We start from the raw sequence: 17,369 nt of genomic DNA on the forward strand, positions 1-17,369 counted from the left end.
TTTTGTTGTGTACATAGTTGTGTACACAAAACAATAACGCTCATCTGTAGCCCATTAAAGTAAGGCGGGTTTCATAATCGTGCCAGAGAATCGTAGGCTGGTTCATAGTGTCACTCTGTGTAACGTTACGTTCTTTGTTGTTCATATAAATCAACTATTTAACTCTGTTGTATGTGTTGTTGTGTAACATTGGATATCATCGTGTTTTCTACCGTTATAAATAAAAGTGTCCCATTTGTGTACCCATGATAAAAATTATAAGGTAATAAAAATGGCACTAAGTGATTCAAAATTAAATCTTTATTAAATAAAAAACAATCCAAACGTTTCGATATAGCTGACCGTGATAGTTTAAGTGTACGTGTTTCGGAGTTCTGTACCATTACTTTTCAATATAGTTACCATGATAAACCATCTCGCATTGCATCGGGACGTTATCCTGATATTTCATTGAAAAAAGCGTGTGAGAAGATACCAGAGTTACGACAATTGTTAAATGATGGTCTTAACCCAGCTGTTCAAACAAAACGCTCTAAAGCAACTCGAAACGAAACGTTAGATGAATGTATTGATTGGTTTATGGAAAAGCACGTAAAAACTTTAGAGACGTCTTACAGGGAAATTATCAGTCGACACTTGTTCTTCATGGTGAAAATGCTTTTAAATTTCCAGTAGAAGAAGTAACCATTCCAGAAAGGTTTTAGTTGTTTAATAGGATTACTGAAAATCATTCAGCTATTACCAACCATGATGTTGAATTGCAATTAGAAGGTGATGAGTTAAATAATGGTGATGAATTTGGTTACAAAAAGAATAAGTGGGTTGAGATTATGCAGGCTGCTCTACATAAAATAACTAAAAAACCTAAAGCTGAGAAAGTTTTTGATGAAACCTCTAATAAAATAAGATCAGAAATTTTAGCTTTATTTAAAAGTGAAGTTGGCCTTACTGAGGCGGGAGCATCTACTTATTATTAAATGATAAAAAGAAATAGACTAGCTGAAATGTAATTAATCAGTTATTTTGTAGGTAGTTACAAAATAACTACTATAAATGCCCGAGTTGCTCACTTATTCCTATTATACGATTTGTAATCGTATGGCATTAATTTTTAAATACAAAAAAGGATAAATTTGTATGTTTTTTAAAAAAAGTAAATTTGTTATTTCTTTAGCCATGACGGCTAGCCTTGCTGGTTGTGGCGGTGGTGGTTCTGATGCTGCACCTGCACCTGATAAACCTGACCCTATAGTAGTTAATACGATTTCTCTTACGGGTAAAGTTATTGATGGGTACGTTTCAGGTGCTACGGTTTGGTTGGATTTAGATGGTGATAGTAAGTTTGATAAGCAAACTGAGCCGTCAGTAGTTTCAACTGAATCAGGTAATTACAGTTTTGAATTCACTGAAGAACAAGCTTCTTGTGTACCTTATTCTACTATGTATGTCGATGTGCCTGTTGGTGCTATAGATGAAGATTTAGGCGAGGTTACTGAGGCATATCAGATGTCTTTTCCTCCATCTATAGAGCCTTTATCAGATGATGATATTCGTAATATATCGCCATTAACGTCTGTTATTTGGGGGCAATTACGACGTCAATTAAAAGGGAGTGGCAAGGGAAACTTAACTTGTGATGAACTTAAGGCTGATACTGATTTACGTCTTGAGCTTAAGCAAGAAATTGAAGATGTAATACTAAATCTGATTGCTCATTACAATTTATCGGCTGATCAAATTTATTCAGATTTTATTGCGAATAATGACAGCGCCGCTTATGGCAAAGCTCAGTCTATTGTTACGGGCTTAAAAGCTGCTTATAAACATAAAAAAGCCTTGGAAAAAGAATATCCAACTGCTGCCGAAATTCGAGTTGTTATCTATCAAGACAAAGATAAAGATGAAGAGTACAACTTTACTGATGCTTGGTATCGCGATGAAATTATTTATATGGGCACTGAAGACTTTATTGAGTTTGTGAAGCTTAAAGATACAGGGTCATTAAAAAAAGTTGATGTTGTTTTAGCTAAATTTCATGAAGTGGGAATTAGCTGGGGCGACCAGTCACTCAAAGGTTGGCTAAGTATTCGAGAAGATGTATATATCAATGCAGACCAAACATATCGCTGTGGCAATATTGAGCGTGTTAGCTTTGAAAAAGAGGGAATTCACTATGAGCTTGGGAATTCAATACCCACAGTCACTTTCCCAACACTTGAAGAGTGTATAAATACCAGTTTAGAAAACCCTTATGAGCGTAACTTTAACTTACGTTACTCTGAAACTGATTATGAGTATGGTGCAGAGTTCTATTTCAGAGACATGAATGCTGACTTTCAAACTTTATCTAATTGGGTAAATGTTAAAGAGAAGGTTGCAGATCTAGATCCAGCAGATTTCTTTACTGCTTTTGATGCAATGCCTTATCGATTTGATGATGAAGTTGCAGTTGATGTTAGTTACTGGCGTAAAAGCAAGGCAACAGGTAATGTAGTGATACATAAAAATGATGAAGGAAAGTGGCGTAAAGAAACGAAGCAAGAGGACGGCACAACTTTTTATGAATGTAGTGTTGACGGCGTTAACTGGGGAGACTGTCCTTAATCGCTTTTTTATTTAGGTGGCTTTAATTAAATACCAGCTTCATGCTGGTATTTTTATTTTTGGCTGATGATATACCTCAATGCTCAATGGCTTTCTAAATATTACGCCACTACATAGGGTATTTAAAAAGGTAAAGTTGTTTAGCAATATAGATATAAATTTAATAATAAGCCTATTCGCTTAACATTAGGATATTACCCTAGCATGTCATTGAGTGATGTACGAAGTAAAGTACACCACTTAAAGGTTTGTTATTAGGCCACTCCAGTCGCGTCACGTAGTTTTAATTCAGCGATATAAATTTAACTCTGTCGGTTACTAATCAAGAAGCGTATTTTATCGTTCTTGATAGGTAACCGATATATCTAGTTAAGACCTATTGTTGGTTATCCATTTTTTCAATAGATATTGGTATCGATTTATATGTTGGGGTACCGCATTCGTCAGCGATACTTTCTAACGGCACTAAGGGATTTGTTTCTGGATAATAGGCAGCCACACAGCCTGGGGGGATAAGGTATTCAACAATTTTAAAATTAGAGAGCGAACGTTCTATGCCATCGTTTGATACCGTTGTTATTTTGACATAATCTCCATTTTTTAATGCCTGTTTATCTATATCTTTTGCACTCATAAATATGATATTACGTTCACCATATACACCACGGTAACGATCATCCATTCCATAAATAGTGGTGTTGTATTGATCGTGTGAACGCAGTGTTTGCAACGTTAGTACCGGCTTTTTAGTCATTAACTGTGCACGCTCATGTACTAATTGGTCTGGTAATCTAGCATCACTAAAAATGGCTTTTTTTATTGGAGTACGCCAATGACGTTGTGCTGCTGAATTTTCTAGGTGGAAACCTCTACCTGCTTTTATTCGGGAGTTATAGTCATCAAAACCGGGTATGACAGCACTTATTTCTTTACGAATTAACCCGTAATTACCGGCCAGCGTATTCCAATCGACTATTTTATCGCCTACTGATGCCATGGCTATTGCAGCAACAATAGCTGTTTCTGAACGAAGAGTGTTAGCTGCTGGTTCATTTTGACCCGTTGAACTGTGTACCATACTCATTGAGTCTTCCACCGTAATACACTGTTCGCCGCTAGATTGGCGATCTATTTCTGTACGGCCCAAGCACGGGAGAATTAGCGCACGTTTACCTGTTATTACATGGCTTCGATTTAATTTAGTACTGATTTGTACGGTTAAGTCACACTTTCTTAGGGCCTTGTGAGTACGCGTGGTATCAGGTGTTGCCGCAGAAAAATTGCCGCCCAAGGCAATAAATACCTTAGCTTTACCCTCAAGCATGGCATGAATAGACTCAACGGTATTAAAACCATTATCACGAGGAACATTAAAAGAGTAACGATTCTCTAGTGCATCAAGAAAGTCCATTGACGGATTTTCATTGATCCCCATAGTACGATTACCTTGCACATTTGAATGACCGCGTACCGGACATGCGCCAGCCCCTGCTTTGCCAATATTACCCCTGAGCATTAGTACGTTCAATAACTCTCGTACTGTAGCGACAGAATGGCGGTGTTGGGTAATCCCCATCGCCCAAGTGAAAATAACCTTATTACTGCTGGCATATATTGTTGCTATTTGTTCAATATTTTCTCGAGTCAAACAACATTGGTCAAGAATTTTGTCCCATTCGCTTGCCGCAACACTTTGTTGATATGCTTCAAAACCATGACAATGTTTATTGATAAACTCGATATCGAGTACTGATTTATCATGCTCAAATCTTTCAAATAAACATTTAGCGACGCCACGTAATAACGCCATGTCTCCGCCTAAGCGAGGGGTGAAATAATATTGACTGATGGTAGTCCCCGTTAAGAAGATCATTTCTTTTGGGCTTTGTGGGTCTGAAAACTTTTGCAATCCACGTTCTTTTAAATTGTTAACGGAGACAATTTTAGCTCCGCGTTTACTTGCCTCACGCAAGGTTCCCAACATACGAGGATGATTAGTGCCTGGGTTTTGGCCGAAGACAAAAATGGCGTCAGCTTTAGAAAAGTCGTCCATAGTCACCGTACCTTTACCTGTACCTAGACTATTTGTCATGCCTATGCCAGAGGCTTCATGACACATATTAGAGCAGTCAGGAAAGTTATTTGTGCCTAATACTCGACCAAATAACTGATATAAGTAGGCCACTTCATTACTCGCTCGACCAGAGGTATACAATAATGCTTCATTGGGGGAGGAAAGTTGCTGCAGGCTAGTGCCAATGATTTTAAAAGCTTCTTGCCAATCAATTGGCTGGTAGTGATCACTTATTCCATCGTAATACATTGGTTGGGTTAAACGGCCACTTTTCTCCAGTGAATGATCATCCCATTGTTGTAATTCTGTTATTGAATATTGTTTGAAAAAATTGCTATCAACACGTTTACTGGTGGCTTCCCATGCAATGGCTTTAACGCCATTTTCACAGAAGTCTACTTTCCCGGCAGTGGTAGAATCACCCCATGCACAACCAGGACAATCAAAACCACCTGGTTGATTTGCTTTGAGTAATGCTTTAACGCTTTTCGCGGCATTTTCACTTTGAATTAAGTGTTTAGCTGAGCTTCTTAGTGCTCCCCAACCACCAGCAGGTGAAGAATAGGCAGGATTGTTTTTTGATGACTTAGACATATAAATCCTTTATTAGGCGTAACGTTTTAGTTGCCCATGTTGGAAGCAAAATAAGGCTATTTGAGATTTGCGAGCTGAATTAACAGCTAAGTCAGTCGGCTGTGCTAGCGTGACTAACGTTGTCAGAGATAAGCGAGCAGCCTTGGCAATTAAATCATGACTGCAGCGGCTTGTTATCAAAGCAAAACCATCATGAGTCAGTAATTTTTTATGCGACAAACAACCTAGCAATTTATCTAACGCTGAATGACGACCCACATCCTCTCGAAAGGCGATCATTTTAGCAGATAAATCAAAAAATGCAGCGCAATGATTTCCTCGGATACTCCCCGATTTTTTTAAAATACTAGGTAAGGCATCTCTTGCTTGAATAATAATTTTCTCAGAGGGTAATTGAAACGATTTTACCTCTTTTTGATGAGGCTGATTTAATGACATAGCAGCTTCAATAGAGTCTAGACCACAAAGGCCACAGCCACTTGGCCCAGCCATCGTTCTGCGTCGTTGCTTCAATCGATGCTGAACTCGTGCTAAAACCAGAATATCAACTTGCCATCCAGAGATATGTGAATGAACAATGATATCTAAAACTTCGTTAGCCGAATGAATTAAGCCTTCGCTTAAACTAAAACCAAGTGCAAAGTCTTTTAAATGCTCAGGAGATGCCATCATTACCGCTTGGCTAATGCCATTAATACTAATTGCAATAGCTGCCTCAGTAAGCTGCGCTTGATGCAACTCTTTCTGAGGAAGTTCAGCAATTTTTTTAGTGCAGTTAAGATGCTCTATAATAACATTCTCCAAAGTGTTTTTATCTTAAAATAGTGGCGCTTTGCCATACTATCGACAAAGCCATTCTATTATACAATAGGACCGTAAGGTTTTTAATTACCTCCAGCATATTTTCTCGAACACTCAGTGTTTTAAACCATTACACTTAAATCTGTAGTATTAATTTCTCTACAGACATCATCATCAATTTCAATACCATATTCAACAGTAAATTCTTTGTATTTTAATGTACCCAATCGTACTTAAATGTATGGGAGAGTTACTTTAGTGATCTAATTAAGTAGTTGATATAAAAATTTATAATTTTTTTTGACGTCCATCTTTGGGGGCATTAGGGGGGTAGAATTTGAGTCTCTCTATCTGCACCAAATACAGGTTCAATAAGAACCAATGAAAACTGAAAGCTCCAAGTTATATAGGGTTTTCAGTTTTTTATATCCAAAATGATTTGATAATATACTTTACACTGTCATTTTATTTTTAATGTGCTTAGTGCCAAACACGACTATTGGATACCTTCCAATTCTGGATTAACAATGACTACTGTGCTTTGACTTTCTTCAACAGGTTTTTTAATACCATCAAAGGCATATTGCTCGCTTATTTCTATTGCTTCAGCCACATCTAGTAGCTCTTGAACAAGAGCATCACGGATCACAACTAATCCAATGATTGAACCAATAAATATAATTGTTGCCAAAAATACCATTTCAGCGGTAACTGCAAAACCTGCCTGCTTTCTAATATTAATCATAGTAATTCACCCCTGAATTGATATTCTTTGTTAGCTATGGGCTGTGAATATTACAAAGCATTATTTATGCCAGATAATATATCAAGAATTATTAAGGTGAAGTGTTAATAATTCTTGATAGCTTTGACAGGCGTCACTTATATACTTTTTTCTTTTATTATCGAGTAAATATTTGTCAAATATGTATTTTATTAAAGTATTGTGTGACTGATTATTAGCTTTTTTCATAAAGTATAGCTAATAGTTAGAGTCTGTGTGTTTGATGTTAATCGATATTTATACAGTCGACAAAGATACTGGAGGAGCTAATAACTGTGAATTAAATCTCAATACTTATATTTTGCTTAAACGAGCGGCTTATTTTCTCTAGAACAAAAAATTGATGGATTTTTTGAAGTTGTTTTTACACTATTTGGAAAACTTAGTATGGGTAATTTAATATATTACTTTTAGCAATTTGGTTTTTATTCTGATTTGCAATTTGCAACTCAAATTGACTTTTATGATTATATCTAAAATCAATAATTTTTAATTATTGATTTTAAACGTTAAATAATAGGCTTTATAATGGAACGTTAATTGCTTTGATTAAGGATAATATCGTTTTTTCATTAAAGGTGAACATCATTTTGGAAAATTCAAGAATTGATATATTAGAATTGGTTCAATGTGTAGGAGCTATGTTGATAGCTCAAATGGGGCGACCCGTTTGTTGTCGATTGCTAAACCAAACCAGTTTTAGTCGAGCTATGGTTGACCTTGATGCAAATAAACTGACAAAACAGCTTGCAGAAGACATTCAACAGGCTATAGATAGTGTCGAATATGGTGTCACTATAAAATTCAGTGTTGTTGATGATCACATGCATTTTGATTTTTACTGTGATGACCAAAGTGAAAAATATTTTAGCACTATAATTTCTGGTAAACCTAAACTAGAAGAAAGCCTGCCAGAGCTGATTGGTGAGCCAATTAAAGTCCGTATTCAATCAGACGACAGATCATTACAACATTGTTTTCGTTCGTTTGAACAAGGCCTTAATATTGAATGTATAGCGCAATCATCAAATGAAACAGCTGATTCACCTTGCCATATCGAAATTAAAGATTGTCGAGCTACGTCTGACGTTTATGCTAACTTAACTAAAACAAATAGTCATTCAACGATTGTATTGCGTACTATGCAACAATTGCAGGAGCGTGAGCGTACGGACGAAATTTCACTATATTGGCCATTTTTTGATAGTGATTTACATAACCTTTTGGGTGACATTAAGCATTTACGTAAACTTAGAGTTTTTGTTGCAGACGATAGTCAACCCAGTAAAATGACGACAATAATCATGCTAGAACATCTAGGTTGTATTCTTACTGGTGCAGATGATGGTATTGAAGCGTTGGAGTTGACCAGCAAACAGCCATTTGACCTTATATTTTTAGATGAACGGATGCCCGGTTTACTTGGTAGTGATGTTGCAAGCCAGTTACGTGATGGTAATGGCGTAAATGCTAATACGCCGAAAATTTCGCTGACAGGGATCACCGACAGAGATTCTGTTGCTGAGTTATATAGAAAAGGTATTACTCATCATATTGAAAAGCCTATTACAAAGTTAGTGTTAGAAAATTTTTTACAACAATATCGTAAAATTCAACTTGCACAAGTAAATGAAACTATTGGAGTTTAAAAGATGAATAATTTATCCCATACCGCACTAGTTTTGATAGGTTATCAAAATGATTATTTTTCACCACAAGGTATTTTATATAGTGTGATTGAAGAATCATCAAGAGTGACGGGAGTACTTGAAAATACGCTTACGTTACTTAGTGAGTATGGGCGTGATTTTGGGATGGTGATCAACACGCCCATTCATTTTACCGCTGACTACAATGAGCTAGCAAATCCTATAGGTATTCTTAAAGTCATCAAAGATGTTGGAGCCTTCAAAGAAAATACGTTTGGAGCAGAAGTTATTCCTCAACTGTCTAAATTTGATGATTTTGTTACTATAATTCCAGGTAAGCGAGGATTGAATGCATTTTCTAATACAGATTTAGCGAAGTTACTTCATGATAAAGGTATTACCGATATCGTGTTTGCAGGCACAGTTACTTCCATCTGTATCGATTCCACTGCGCGTTCCGCAATAGATTTGGGCTTTAACGTAACAGTTCTGGATGATTGTACCTCTAGTCGAACACCTTTTGAACAGAACTTTTATTGCACCGAAGTTTTTCCTTTATATGCCAATGTTTGTCACTGGTCACAATTAGCTTCAACTAAATAGCATAGGATGTCAGCGTGGATAACAGCAAAGAGCTCCAAGTACAAATCCAATATGCCCTAATTGAGAAGCTATCAAAAAGCCAGCAAGCTCACGCTAAATTACTGTCGTTGTTAGATGAATGTATATTTGAATGCGATAATAACTTTACGCTGACCTATTTAAACTCAGCCTGGAATAGGCAATTAGGGTATACCGATAACGAATTATTGGGTTGTGCTTTACCAACTTACTTGCATGAAAAAAGTAAAGAATCTTTCTGTAATAACATGGCTGAAACAGCATGTGAAAAAAGTGATCCTAAGCGAGTTGAGGTTTTACTTAGAGATAAATCTGGTGAATACCGATGGTTTGAAATGCGTATGGTTAGAAACGCTGAAGAGGGGTTTATAGGATCTTTGTTCGATATTCAAGCTCATAAAGATATGGAAACCCGCTTACGCTTTAAAGAAGAAGCACGAAAATTATCTTTGGTTGCAAGTCACACCAACAACTTGGTGATTATAACAAATGAATGTGGTGAAGTTGAATGGGTTAATCGCAGCTTTGAAAAACTATCTGGGTACTCTTTTGAGGAAATTAAAGGCCAGCGACCAGGAAAGTTACTACAAGGGCCAATGACTGATCAGAACGTTGTTACAGTTATGTCTGAAGCCATTAAAAATAAGGAGAATTTTAACGTCGAAATTATCAATTATAATCGCGATGGTGAGCCTTATTGGATCGCAATGGATGCATCACCAGTAAAAAGTAAAAATGGTCAAGTTAGCCACTATATTGCGGTCCAATCTGATATTACCCAACGAGTAAAAGCTGAACAGTTGGCATCTGCTGCTGAATACAGTTATCGACTAGTAGTCGATAATATTAGTGAAGTTGTTCTGCGCCTTCAACCAGACGGACGCATTGCTTTTATGAATCATGCATGGAGTGATTTAATCAAGTTGCCTGAAAGTCAATGTATGGGTAAAGAGATCACTGAATTTGTTAGTGGTGTTAACCAACCAATTGTTATTAAGGCTTTGAACCAATTTGCCAATGGCGTGCACAACACATGCAGATTAGAATTACAGATGAGATGCGCTGGCGGTTCCCATACTTGGGCAGAAATGAGTATGACGCCAATTGTTGATCAAAATGGTGCCTTAATTGCTATTGCCGCTACGCTTGTTGATGTTGATGAGCGTGTAGCAGCAGCATATGCATTAAAAGAGGCCAAGCAGCATGCTGAAACCCTTGCTGTTGCAAAAAGTCGTTTTCTGGCTAATATAAGCCATGAAATTCGCACCCCACTAAATGCCATGATTGGCTCAAGTGAAATATTACAAGATACTGGGCTTAATCAAGAGCAACAACGCTTTGCTGATATGATCCAATCGAGTGGAAGTGCATTATTAAGTATTCTTGACGACGTGTTAACCTATTCACGTTTTGAAGCTAATGCAGTCACACTTGAGCATCGAAAATTCGACTTAGGTATTTGTATAGATGAAGCTATTGATATTTTGTCTGACAGCGCGGTTAAGAAAAAGCTGAAACTGATTTTGTGTATTGATGCTAATGTACCAATGAACGTCATAGGTGATAATGTTAGACTTCGCCAAATTTTAATTAATCTTCTGGCCAATGCTATTAAGTTTACGAGTATTGGAGAAATTAACATTCATGTAGCATACAAACCCACAGAAAATAACCAAGGTGTTCTTTCAATCAAGGTTATTGATACGGGTATTGGCATTGCTGAAGAAAAAATGTCTCAGTTATTTGAACCTTTTATGCAATCTGACGTGTCTACCACTCGTCAATTTGGCGGTAGTGGTTTAGGTTTGGCCATCTGTCATCAAATTTGTGAAGCTGCAGGAGGAACAATTAGAGTCAATTCTAAATTAGATAAAGGTAGTACTTTTTGTATTGAAATTCCAATTGAGATTGATATTTCTGTTCCACAAAATCAATTACCTTTACTACCAGATAACTGCAACAATATTGTTTGGTTAATTGGGAATGATAATAATCTAAACGATGCAATTAAGCAGATATTCAAACGTTACAAAGTAACATATAAAGTGTTTAGGTCCACCTCAGAATTACCTGATCCTTCTATTGGGTTAGCTGACTTTTTGGTAGTGACTGAGCCGGCTCAAAGCGATAGTTGTAGAAAGTATTTAAAGCCTTACTTCAGCGATGGCTCCACACCTTGTTTGATAATATTGGATCTGCTGGGCAGTGGTAAATTCACTCATTGGCACAGTAAAAATGAATTACTGGTTAATGGCCCGATCAAAGTTTCTCACATTAGTAGGATTTTGGAGCAGTTGCATGAGATGTTAGGGAAGGCTAGTATCAAGTTATATGACGCACTCAGCGTTAATAAGAGTGATATTAATTTTGGTAATGCGACTATTTTAGTTGTGGAAGATAACCAACAAAATCAAATTATTATAGAACAATTTTTAATATCTTGCGGATGTCAGGTGCTAATCGCTAACCAAGGCGTTGAAGCGTTACGCATGTTGAAAAATTCTGAAATTGATTTAGTGCTCATGGATATCCAAATGCCGGTAATGGACGGTCTAACCACGACTACTCATATACGCTCAAGCGATGAGCACTTTAAGCATGTACCTATTATTGCGGTGACTGCTGACGCAGTCTATGGTGACAAAGAGCGTTATATGAAAGCTGGTATGAATGATTTCTTGCCTAAACCTGTTATTCGCAAAGAATTACATCGCTTGTTAATTAAATACTTACCTGAACATAAAAAGCAAAAAAATAATGAAACTAAAGTTCAACGATTGTTAGAAATGCGCACACTTGTTGCAAAATGCCTCTTATAATCTACATATTTGCAAAACGCAATTCAATATAAGAATGTTCAATTTCATTTTCCATGTAGATAAATTCCTTTCTGATAATAAATTTTAAATATAATTTATAACCTACTGTTTTATAATAATTAAATCTAAATCCTTAAACTAATCTCCAACTTGGTCTAAATGTTGCGATATAGCTAGTAACCGCCGTATCAACAAACACCATAAGTATGTAGCTGCGGACGAATGTAACAGGAGAGCATTATGAAATTTTTTAAATTAGTTTTGATTAATTATATTTGGTTATTAGCTTTATTCTCAACGGTATGTGCAGCTGATGGCCTGAAATTTGTAGAGACCGCAGACAGTAAAAAGTCCAAAGAAACTAGGGAACTAGTGCAGTGGACACACAGTCGATTAGTCTTCAATAAACCGCTTGAGCGAATTGCTGTTGGGCAAGAAGAAACTTTACAAGTAGAAGTACTGAGTAAAAATGAAGCTTTAGCATTGGCCAAAAAAGTGGGCCGAACTAGTGTTATGGTTTGGTATACTGATAATACATCAGAAACTTTTCTATTTACTGTTACTTCAGATTTAAGTGTATTACATCACGCCATTAAAGATATTCATCCTAACATCTCGTTGACACTAGCTCCTGATCGTAATGCGCTAGTGTTACGTGGAAAAGTACCTACTATTAAATACCGAATAGCAGCTGAAGCGGCGGCCCGTAACTATTTCGAAGCAGGTCAAGGAGACAATGATAATGTTTTGCTGCAGTCATCGGCAATTGCATCATTGGTTAATAATTTGCGTATGCAGGACAAAGATGTTCAGCATACGCTAAAAAGAAAGACTAAATCAGCCGCTATTATAAACTTAATCAAGGTTGAAATATTACCTGAAGATATTGTTACTCGGGTGAAAAATAATATTAACTTAGTGGGGGGCGAGTCTGTCACTGTGACACGTGTTCAGCATGGAGATGTTCCTAATGCTAATCAAGACACTTTATTACTAAAAGGTTATGTAGATAACCAAGTTGAATTAGTTAGAGTACTTACTGTTGCATCTAGACTCGTGACCGGAGAAGAAAGCAAAAAATCTAAAGAAGCCATTATTACGATTCTAGCGAACGAGTCAGGTGGGCTGTTTACGAGTAATAGCAAGAAAAGCTCAGCTGGCCCGGCAGGACTTGGTATTAGTGGTGCGTCTGGATCCAGCGGAAGTTCAGATAATAACCTTGCTTCAAATATTGGCCGCGCGAAATTATTGTCCATTGCTGGAGGTAAATTATTATCGGTGATTGAAGTACGAGATTTACCGCTAATTCGCGTCTCGGTTCAAATGTACGAAGTTAACCATCGTCGCTTGAAACAGTGGCGTCCAGATTTTTCAGTACTTAGTAAGGGCTATGATAAAACGAGTGGTAATTTTGGCTTAGCAGGAGCTAGCCCTAATGAATCATCATCGACAAAAGTTAATAATGCCTTGCAGGTGTTAGGTGGCGGGCTAGTAAATAATTTGCAAGTAGCAGGTAAAGATTTTGCCTTTGATTTATTGTTTTCAATGTTAGAAGAGGAAGGAATATCTAAAACCTTATCTCGTCCTACTTTAACTGTATTAGCTGGTGAATCAGCTGTATTTTCAGCAGGTGGTGAAGTGCCTGTACCAACTGCATTTGCACCAAGTGGCATTGTAAGTGGTGATGAAGTTGGGGCGAATACTTCTGGTGTTTTTAGTGGGACAACATTTAAATCATTCGGCGTTCAGTTACAGGTTCGCGCTATGGTCGACGAACATGACCGTATTACTTTGGACTTAAACCCGACAATTTCTACACCTGATACGCTTCTAACTCAGGAAATTTCGAGTAGTACAGGTAGCGGATTAAATACCTCAGCGTTTAATGTTAGAAGTATTAGCACATCAACACGTTTGCGTGATGGACAACCTATGGTTATTGGAGGGCTGGTCAGTCGTGACATTAACAATAATCGAGACTTTATACCTGGTGCGAGTCGCGTGCCGGTACTTGGAAAATTAGCAGAGTCAACTTCCGATTCAGATACAGAACGTGAGCTATTTATCATTGTTACACCTACCATCGTTCGTGAGATGAAGCATGAAGTCAACTTATGGCAGTTCCCTTCAACTGAGTTTCTACTACAAAAATCGGTTTTTAATGTCAACCAGGCATTCAATGCCTCAGAAAAGGAGACAGTAAAATGAATATTAAAAAATTATTTTCAATTTGTATGATATTCAGTGGTTTATTTATCACTGGCTGTGCGAACAAGAGTACAAGTAACCAAGTTTATGCGCCCAATGAGCAGTTAGATGAGCTTTTAACTAGGTATGTAAAAATAAAAGTACCTAAGCCTAAGTGTCAAACTCGAACGCAACAATTAATAAAGTGTCGAATGACATCATTTAACCGCGAAGAAATGTGTTTGAATAACCTCGCAAGCAACTCTAATTGTAAAAAAGCGAAAGATCATAATTTAATCGATGTTAAAGCGTTAATGATTAATCTTAACTGTCATGATAATAGCAAACCGATAGTTGATTGTTTTCGATTTGCATCTGAATTGAACGCCTTGTATCTGAAATATCCAAATCATAAGCGAATTATGATGACTAGTGCATTAGTGGAATTTGAAATTGGTAACACTAATACAAGCCAGCAGTTATTAGATTTGATTTTGTCTAAGCGTGGTGCATTTCCTGAAGCGGCTATTTTGCGCAGTAGAATAGCAATGGAAGAAGGGAACTTGACTTTAGCCAGAACAATAGTCAAACGACAGTTGAGTGTAACACCCTATAATCCGCACCTTTATGAACTTCAAGCGGCATACTATTATCTTGAAGGAAAATATACTAAAGCATTACAAGCTATAACATCAGCCGAACGCTTTATGGAAAGTGATTGGCGTATTAATTACCACAGAGGCATAATTTATGAAGCGCAGCAGCAGTGGTATAAAGCTTGTAAGGAGTATACCGGTGTACTAAGAGAACAGCCAGATAACCAGATGATGAGTGCAAAAATACTGTTACTAAGAGAACATATTGGTTGTTATGTTAATCCAGCTTAGCATTTGAAATTGGTGGTAACCCCCTAATACTACCACTTATTAAATAAGCCCAAACCGTTTATTAAGCGCTTGGGTTTTTTATTTTTTAGCGCACAGTCATCACAATAATTGTCGATAAATTTCAAGTTATTCATACTAATTTCATAAAATTTTTCTCATGTGAACTGGTTAAGATAGACCAGCCAACCAATGCTGCACGCGTGAATGTGAGTACTTAAGTTCTGTCTGGAACTAAAGGCTCAATCACCGTAAATCGTGAGAGATCATTCTAGCTCATAATCTTGATTTATTTTTTCTTCATACATCAAGATCAAAACTTCATGGTATTTATTCATTAAATTTGCTTTGCAAATTGCGAATCAATTTGTCACTTCAGCTTTAGATAGTGATCCTCTTGGTATTGTAAACTTAAATAGTCTGAATATGGTCTTTGCTCAACATGTTGTTTAATAAGGAGTTATTAAGGTGTTGTTATTTGATTTTTACATTTACTTACAAGCTGGCACAGCAATCGCAATAGTCTATGTAAGCTCAAATTAATTGGGCTTATAAACGACTAATTTTATAACCTTAGAGGTAAACACTATGAAAGCGATTAAAAACAATACACCGAGTAAAAAGAAGCAAGGCGGATTTGTAATGACTTCAGAGTTGTTGTTGTTATCTACTACGATAGTCATTGGTCTTGTGGTTGGTTTAAGTACTATGCGTGATGCTGTAACGGCTGAAATGGAAGATGTTGCAGAAGCTATTGGTTCACTCGACCAGAGCTACGCTTTTGATGGTATGAAAAATGGTGAGGGTACTGCTGAAATCAGTGGTTCAGGTTTCATCGATGCAGTAGATGCTAACGCTGGTGACGGTCAGAAGTTCGAATTTATAAATACTGACTTTTCTGAATCAGCTAATGATATAAGTGGCACTGCAAGCACCGCCGCGGCTTCTGCTAACAATGTTGGTAGCTTGAATTAATCCGTGGCTCAAAGGGCAGGATAAGTATTTCGCTCCTGTCCTCGTTTTTCTAATCTGATTAATGAGGTGACATATGAAAGCTAAATTAACCGGTAGTGCTACAGGTGCCATGATCCTTTTTGCGGCATCGGGTATGCTAGCTTCAGTGCTAGGACTGCGTCAATTTGACAAGCTGACAACTGAGCCTGCGTGGATAGTAAGTAGCAATCTACAGTCAGGTCAAGTGATCACTTCAGGACTGCTTAAACAAGTACGTATTGATCTGGATAACCTTGTAGGGACGATTCAAAACTCCCGTCGATTGATGGGCCAAACATTAAAAGTTAGTAAGAGTGCGGGTAGTACAATTTCCCCGAGTGACTTAAAGGTCAAAGAAAAAAAATCTTTATCTCATGCTATTCCACCAGGTCGGGTGTTATACACCCTAGAGCATATTCAAAAAGGTATGCCTTACGAACAGTTAAGTGATGGTGATCGTTTTGATGTGGTTGTAAGAGCTCGAAATGGTGTACGTACGGTTGCACGAGATGTGCAGCTCATTGGTATCAACCATCCTGCAGCCCGAAAGGCTGATAATAGTGGTCTGAAAAATATGTTGATGCCTAAAGGTAAACAAGCAGGTAATCAACCCGGTTTGTCGTTGGTTGTTGCCGTAAGACCATCGGATGTGTATCCCTTAACCAGTATTAGAGCAAGCGACGCTGTAGCGATGATTTTCCACAGTGCACATGATATGGCAAAAGGCACTCAATATAGTATTGATCCTAAACAACGTTTTCGTAATGTTGAAATGGTAGCAGGTGTGCACCGCACAAGAGTGCAGGTTATTAATTAACAAAACTTGTAGTAACAATAATATTTCTACTCTCTCCTGAGTAATTTTCCGGTTTAGTCTTACATTGATTGAATCGGATTTTTTTTAATACTAGTACACCTTTTTATATTTAATCGTTATACCCATTTCATAAATTATTGCTCACAGGGAAGTGAGTACTTAGGTTTTGTTTGGAACCAAAAACCTGTGCTCACAGGGAAGTGAGTACTTAGGTTTTGTTTGGAACCAAAAACCTGTGCTCACAGGGAAGTGAGTACTTAGGTTTTGTTTGGAACCAAAAAGGCTATTTGCACATCCCTAACAGGTACTTATTGACCCATCGAAACTTCTTATCTGGATCTACAGCATTACCATAAGTGAAATTTATAAATCATTTTTGATAGAGGTAACTCGTTATAATTTGATTTGTATTTTGCAAATCAAATTACTTATTGCGGTAATCTTCGTAAATATGTATGACTAAATGTTTTTGTTACTTCCAACTTACTACACTGTTTTTTATTGGTTTTTTATGTTTTTTGTGTGATTTTATTGTTTTTTTT

At 37.1% G+C, this 17,369-nt stretch carries 13 protein-coding genes; 10 read left to right on the forward strand and 3 right to left on the reverse strand.

All coding sequences use genetic code 11. The annotated features are described in order from the left end of the window. The first annotated feature begins 291 nt into the window (after positions 1–291). From H4J76_RS20295 to H4J76_RS10575, 3 genes are all read left to right on the forward strand, one after another. The gene (locus H4J76_RS20295; RefSeq protein WP_182221725.1) at positions 292–675 is read left to right on the forward strand and encodes an Arm DNA-binding domain-containing protein; all 384 of its coding nucleotides are present in this window, start codon (positions 292–294) and stop codon (positions 673–675) included. A gap of 29 nt (positions 676–704) precedes the next feature. Next, on the forward strand, positions 705–977 hold the full coding sequence (locus H4J76_RS10570; RefSeq protein WP_182230565.1) for a hypothetical protein: 273 nt from the start codon (positions 705–707) through the stop codon (positions 975–977). A 160-nt stretch (positions 978–1,137) separates the two neighbouring features. Beyond that, positions 1,138–2,604, forward strand: coding sequence for a hypothetical protein (locus H4J76_RS10575; RefSeq protein WP_182230566.1), 1,467 nt, complete (start codon positions 1,138–1,140; stop codon positions 2,602–2,604). Positions 2,605–2,980: 376 nt separating this feature from the next. Here the strand turns inward: H4J76_RS10575 and H4J76_RS10580 are convergent, their stop codons facing one another. The 3 genes from H4J76_RS10580 to H4J76_RS10590 all read right to left on the reverse strand — a co-directional run bounded on the left by H4J76_RS10580 (position 2,981) and on the right by H4J76_RS10590 (position 6,818). Beyond that, the gene (locus H4J76_RS10580; protein ID WP_182216368.1) at positions 2,981–5,272 is read right to left on the reverse strand and encodes an FdhF/YdeP family oxidoreductase; all 2,292 of its coding nucleotides are present in this window, start codon (positions 5,270–5,272) and stop codon (positions 2,981–2,983) included. Positions 5,273–5,284: 12 nt separating this feature from the next. Next, positions 5,285–6,076: a formate dehydrogenase accessory sulfurtransferase FdhD gene (fdhD, locus tag H4J76_RS10585; RefSeq protein WP_182216370.1), complete on the reverse strand. Its 792-nt coding sequence runs from the start codon at positions 6,074–6,076 to the stop codon at positions 5,285–5,287. Between the two features lie 493 nt (positions 6,077–6,569). Further along, complete coding sequence (locus H4J76_RS10590) at positions 6,570–6,818, reverse strand: hypothetical protein (RefSeq protein ID WP_182216371.1); 249 nt, start codon at positions 6,816–6,818, stop codon at positions 6,570–6,572. A gap of 680 nt (positions 6,819–7,498) precedes the next feature. On the opposite strand from H4J76_RS10590, the gene H4J76_RS10595 reads away from it, so the two are divergent. The 7 genes from H4J76_RS10595 to H4J76_RS10625 all read left to right on the forward strand — a co-directional run bounded on the left by H4J76_RS10595 (position 7,499) and on the right by H4J76_RS10625 (position 16,827). After that, positions 7,499–8,506, forward strand: a complete 1,008-nt coding sequence (locus H4J76_RS10595; RefSeq protein WP_182216373.1) for a response regulator — start codon at positions 7,499–7,501, stop codon at positions 8,504–8,506. 3 nt (positions 8,507–8,509) lie between these two features. After that, positions 8,510–9,109, forward strand: a complete 600-nt coding sequence (locus tag H4J76_RS10600; RefSeq protein WP_182216374.1) for a cysteine hydrolase family protein — start codon at positions 8,510–8,512, stop codon at positions 9,107–9,109. 14 nt (positions 9,110–9,123) lie between these two features. Beyond that, positions 9,124–11,946 (forward strand): PAS domain-containing protein, encoded by a 2,823-nt coding sequence (locus tag H4J76_RS20175; protein WP_182216376.1) that lies wholly within the window; start codon positions 9,124–9,126, stop codon positions 11,944–11,946. Between the two features lie 240 nt (positions 11,947–12,186). Then, the gene (locus tag H4J76_RS10610; RefSeq protein ID WP_182216377.1) at positions 12,187–14,154 is read left to right on the forward strand and encodes a pilus assembly protein N-terminal domain-containing protein; all 1,968 of its coding nucleotides are present in this window, start codon (positions 12,187–12,189) and stop codon (positions 14,152–14,154) included. Next, on the forward strand, positions 14,151–15,020 hold the full coding sequence (locus H4J76_RS10615; protein ID WP_182216379.1) for a M48 family metallopeptidase: 870 nt from the start codon (positions 14,151–14,153) through the stop codon (positions 15,018–15,020). Before H4J76_RS10610 ends, H4J76_RS10615 begins: the two co-directional genes overlap by 4 nt. A 585-nt stretch (positions 15,021–15,605) precedes the next feature. Further along, a complete protein-coding gene (locus H4J76_RS10620) occupies positions 15,606–15,992 on the forward strand; it encodes a hypothetical protein (protein ID WP_182216380.1) in 387 nt (128 codons plus the stop codon). 73 nt (positions 15,993–16,065) lie between these two features. Continuing rightward, on the forward strand, positions 16,066–16,827 hold the full coding sequence (locus H4J76_RS10625) for an SAF domain-containing protein (RefSeq protein ID WP_182216382.1): 762 nt from the start codon (positions 16,066–16,068) through the stop codon (positions 16,825–16,827). Positions 16,828–17,369: the final 542 nt, after the last annotated feature.

The sequence above is a fragment of the Colwellia sp. BRX9-1 genome (assembly GCF_014077195.1).
Classification (GTDB): domain Bacteria; phylum Pseudomonadota; class Gammaproteobacteria; order Enterobacterales; family Alteromonadaceae; genus Colwellia_A.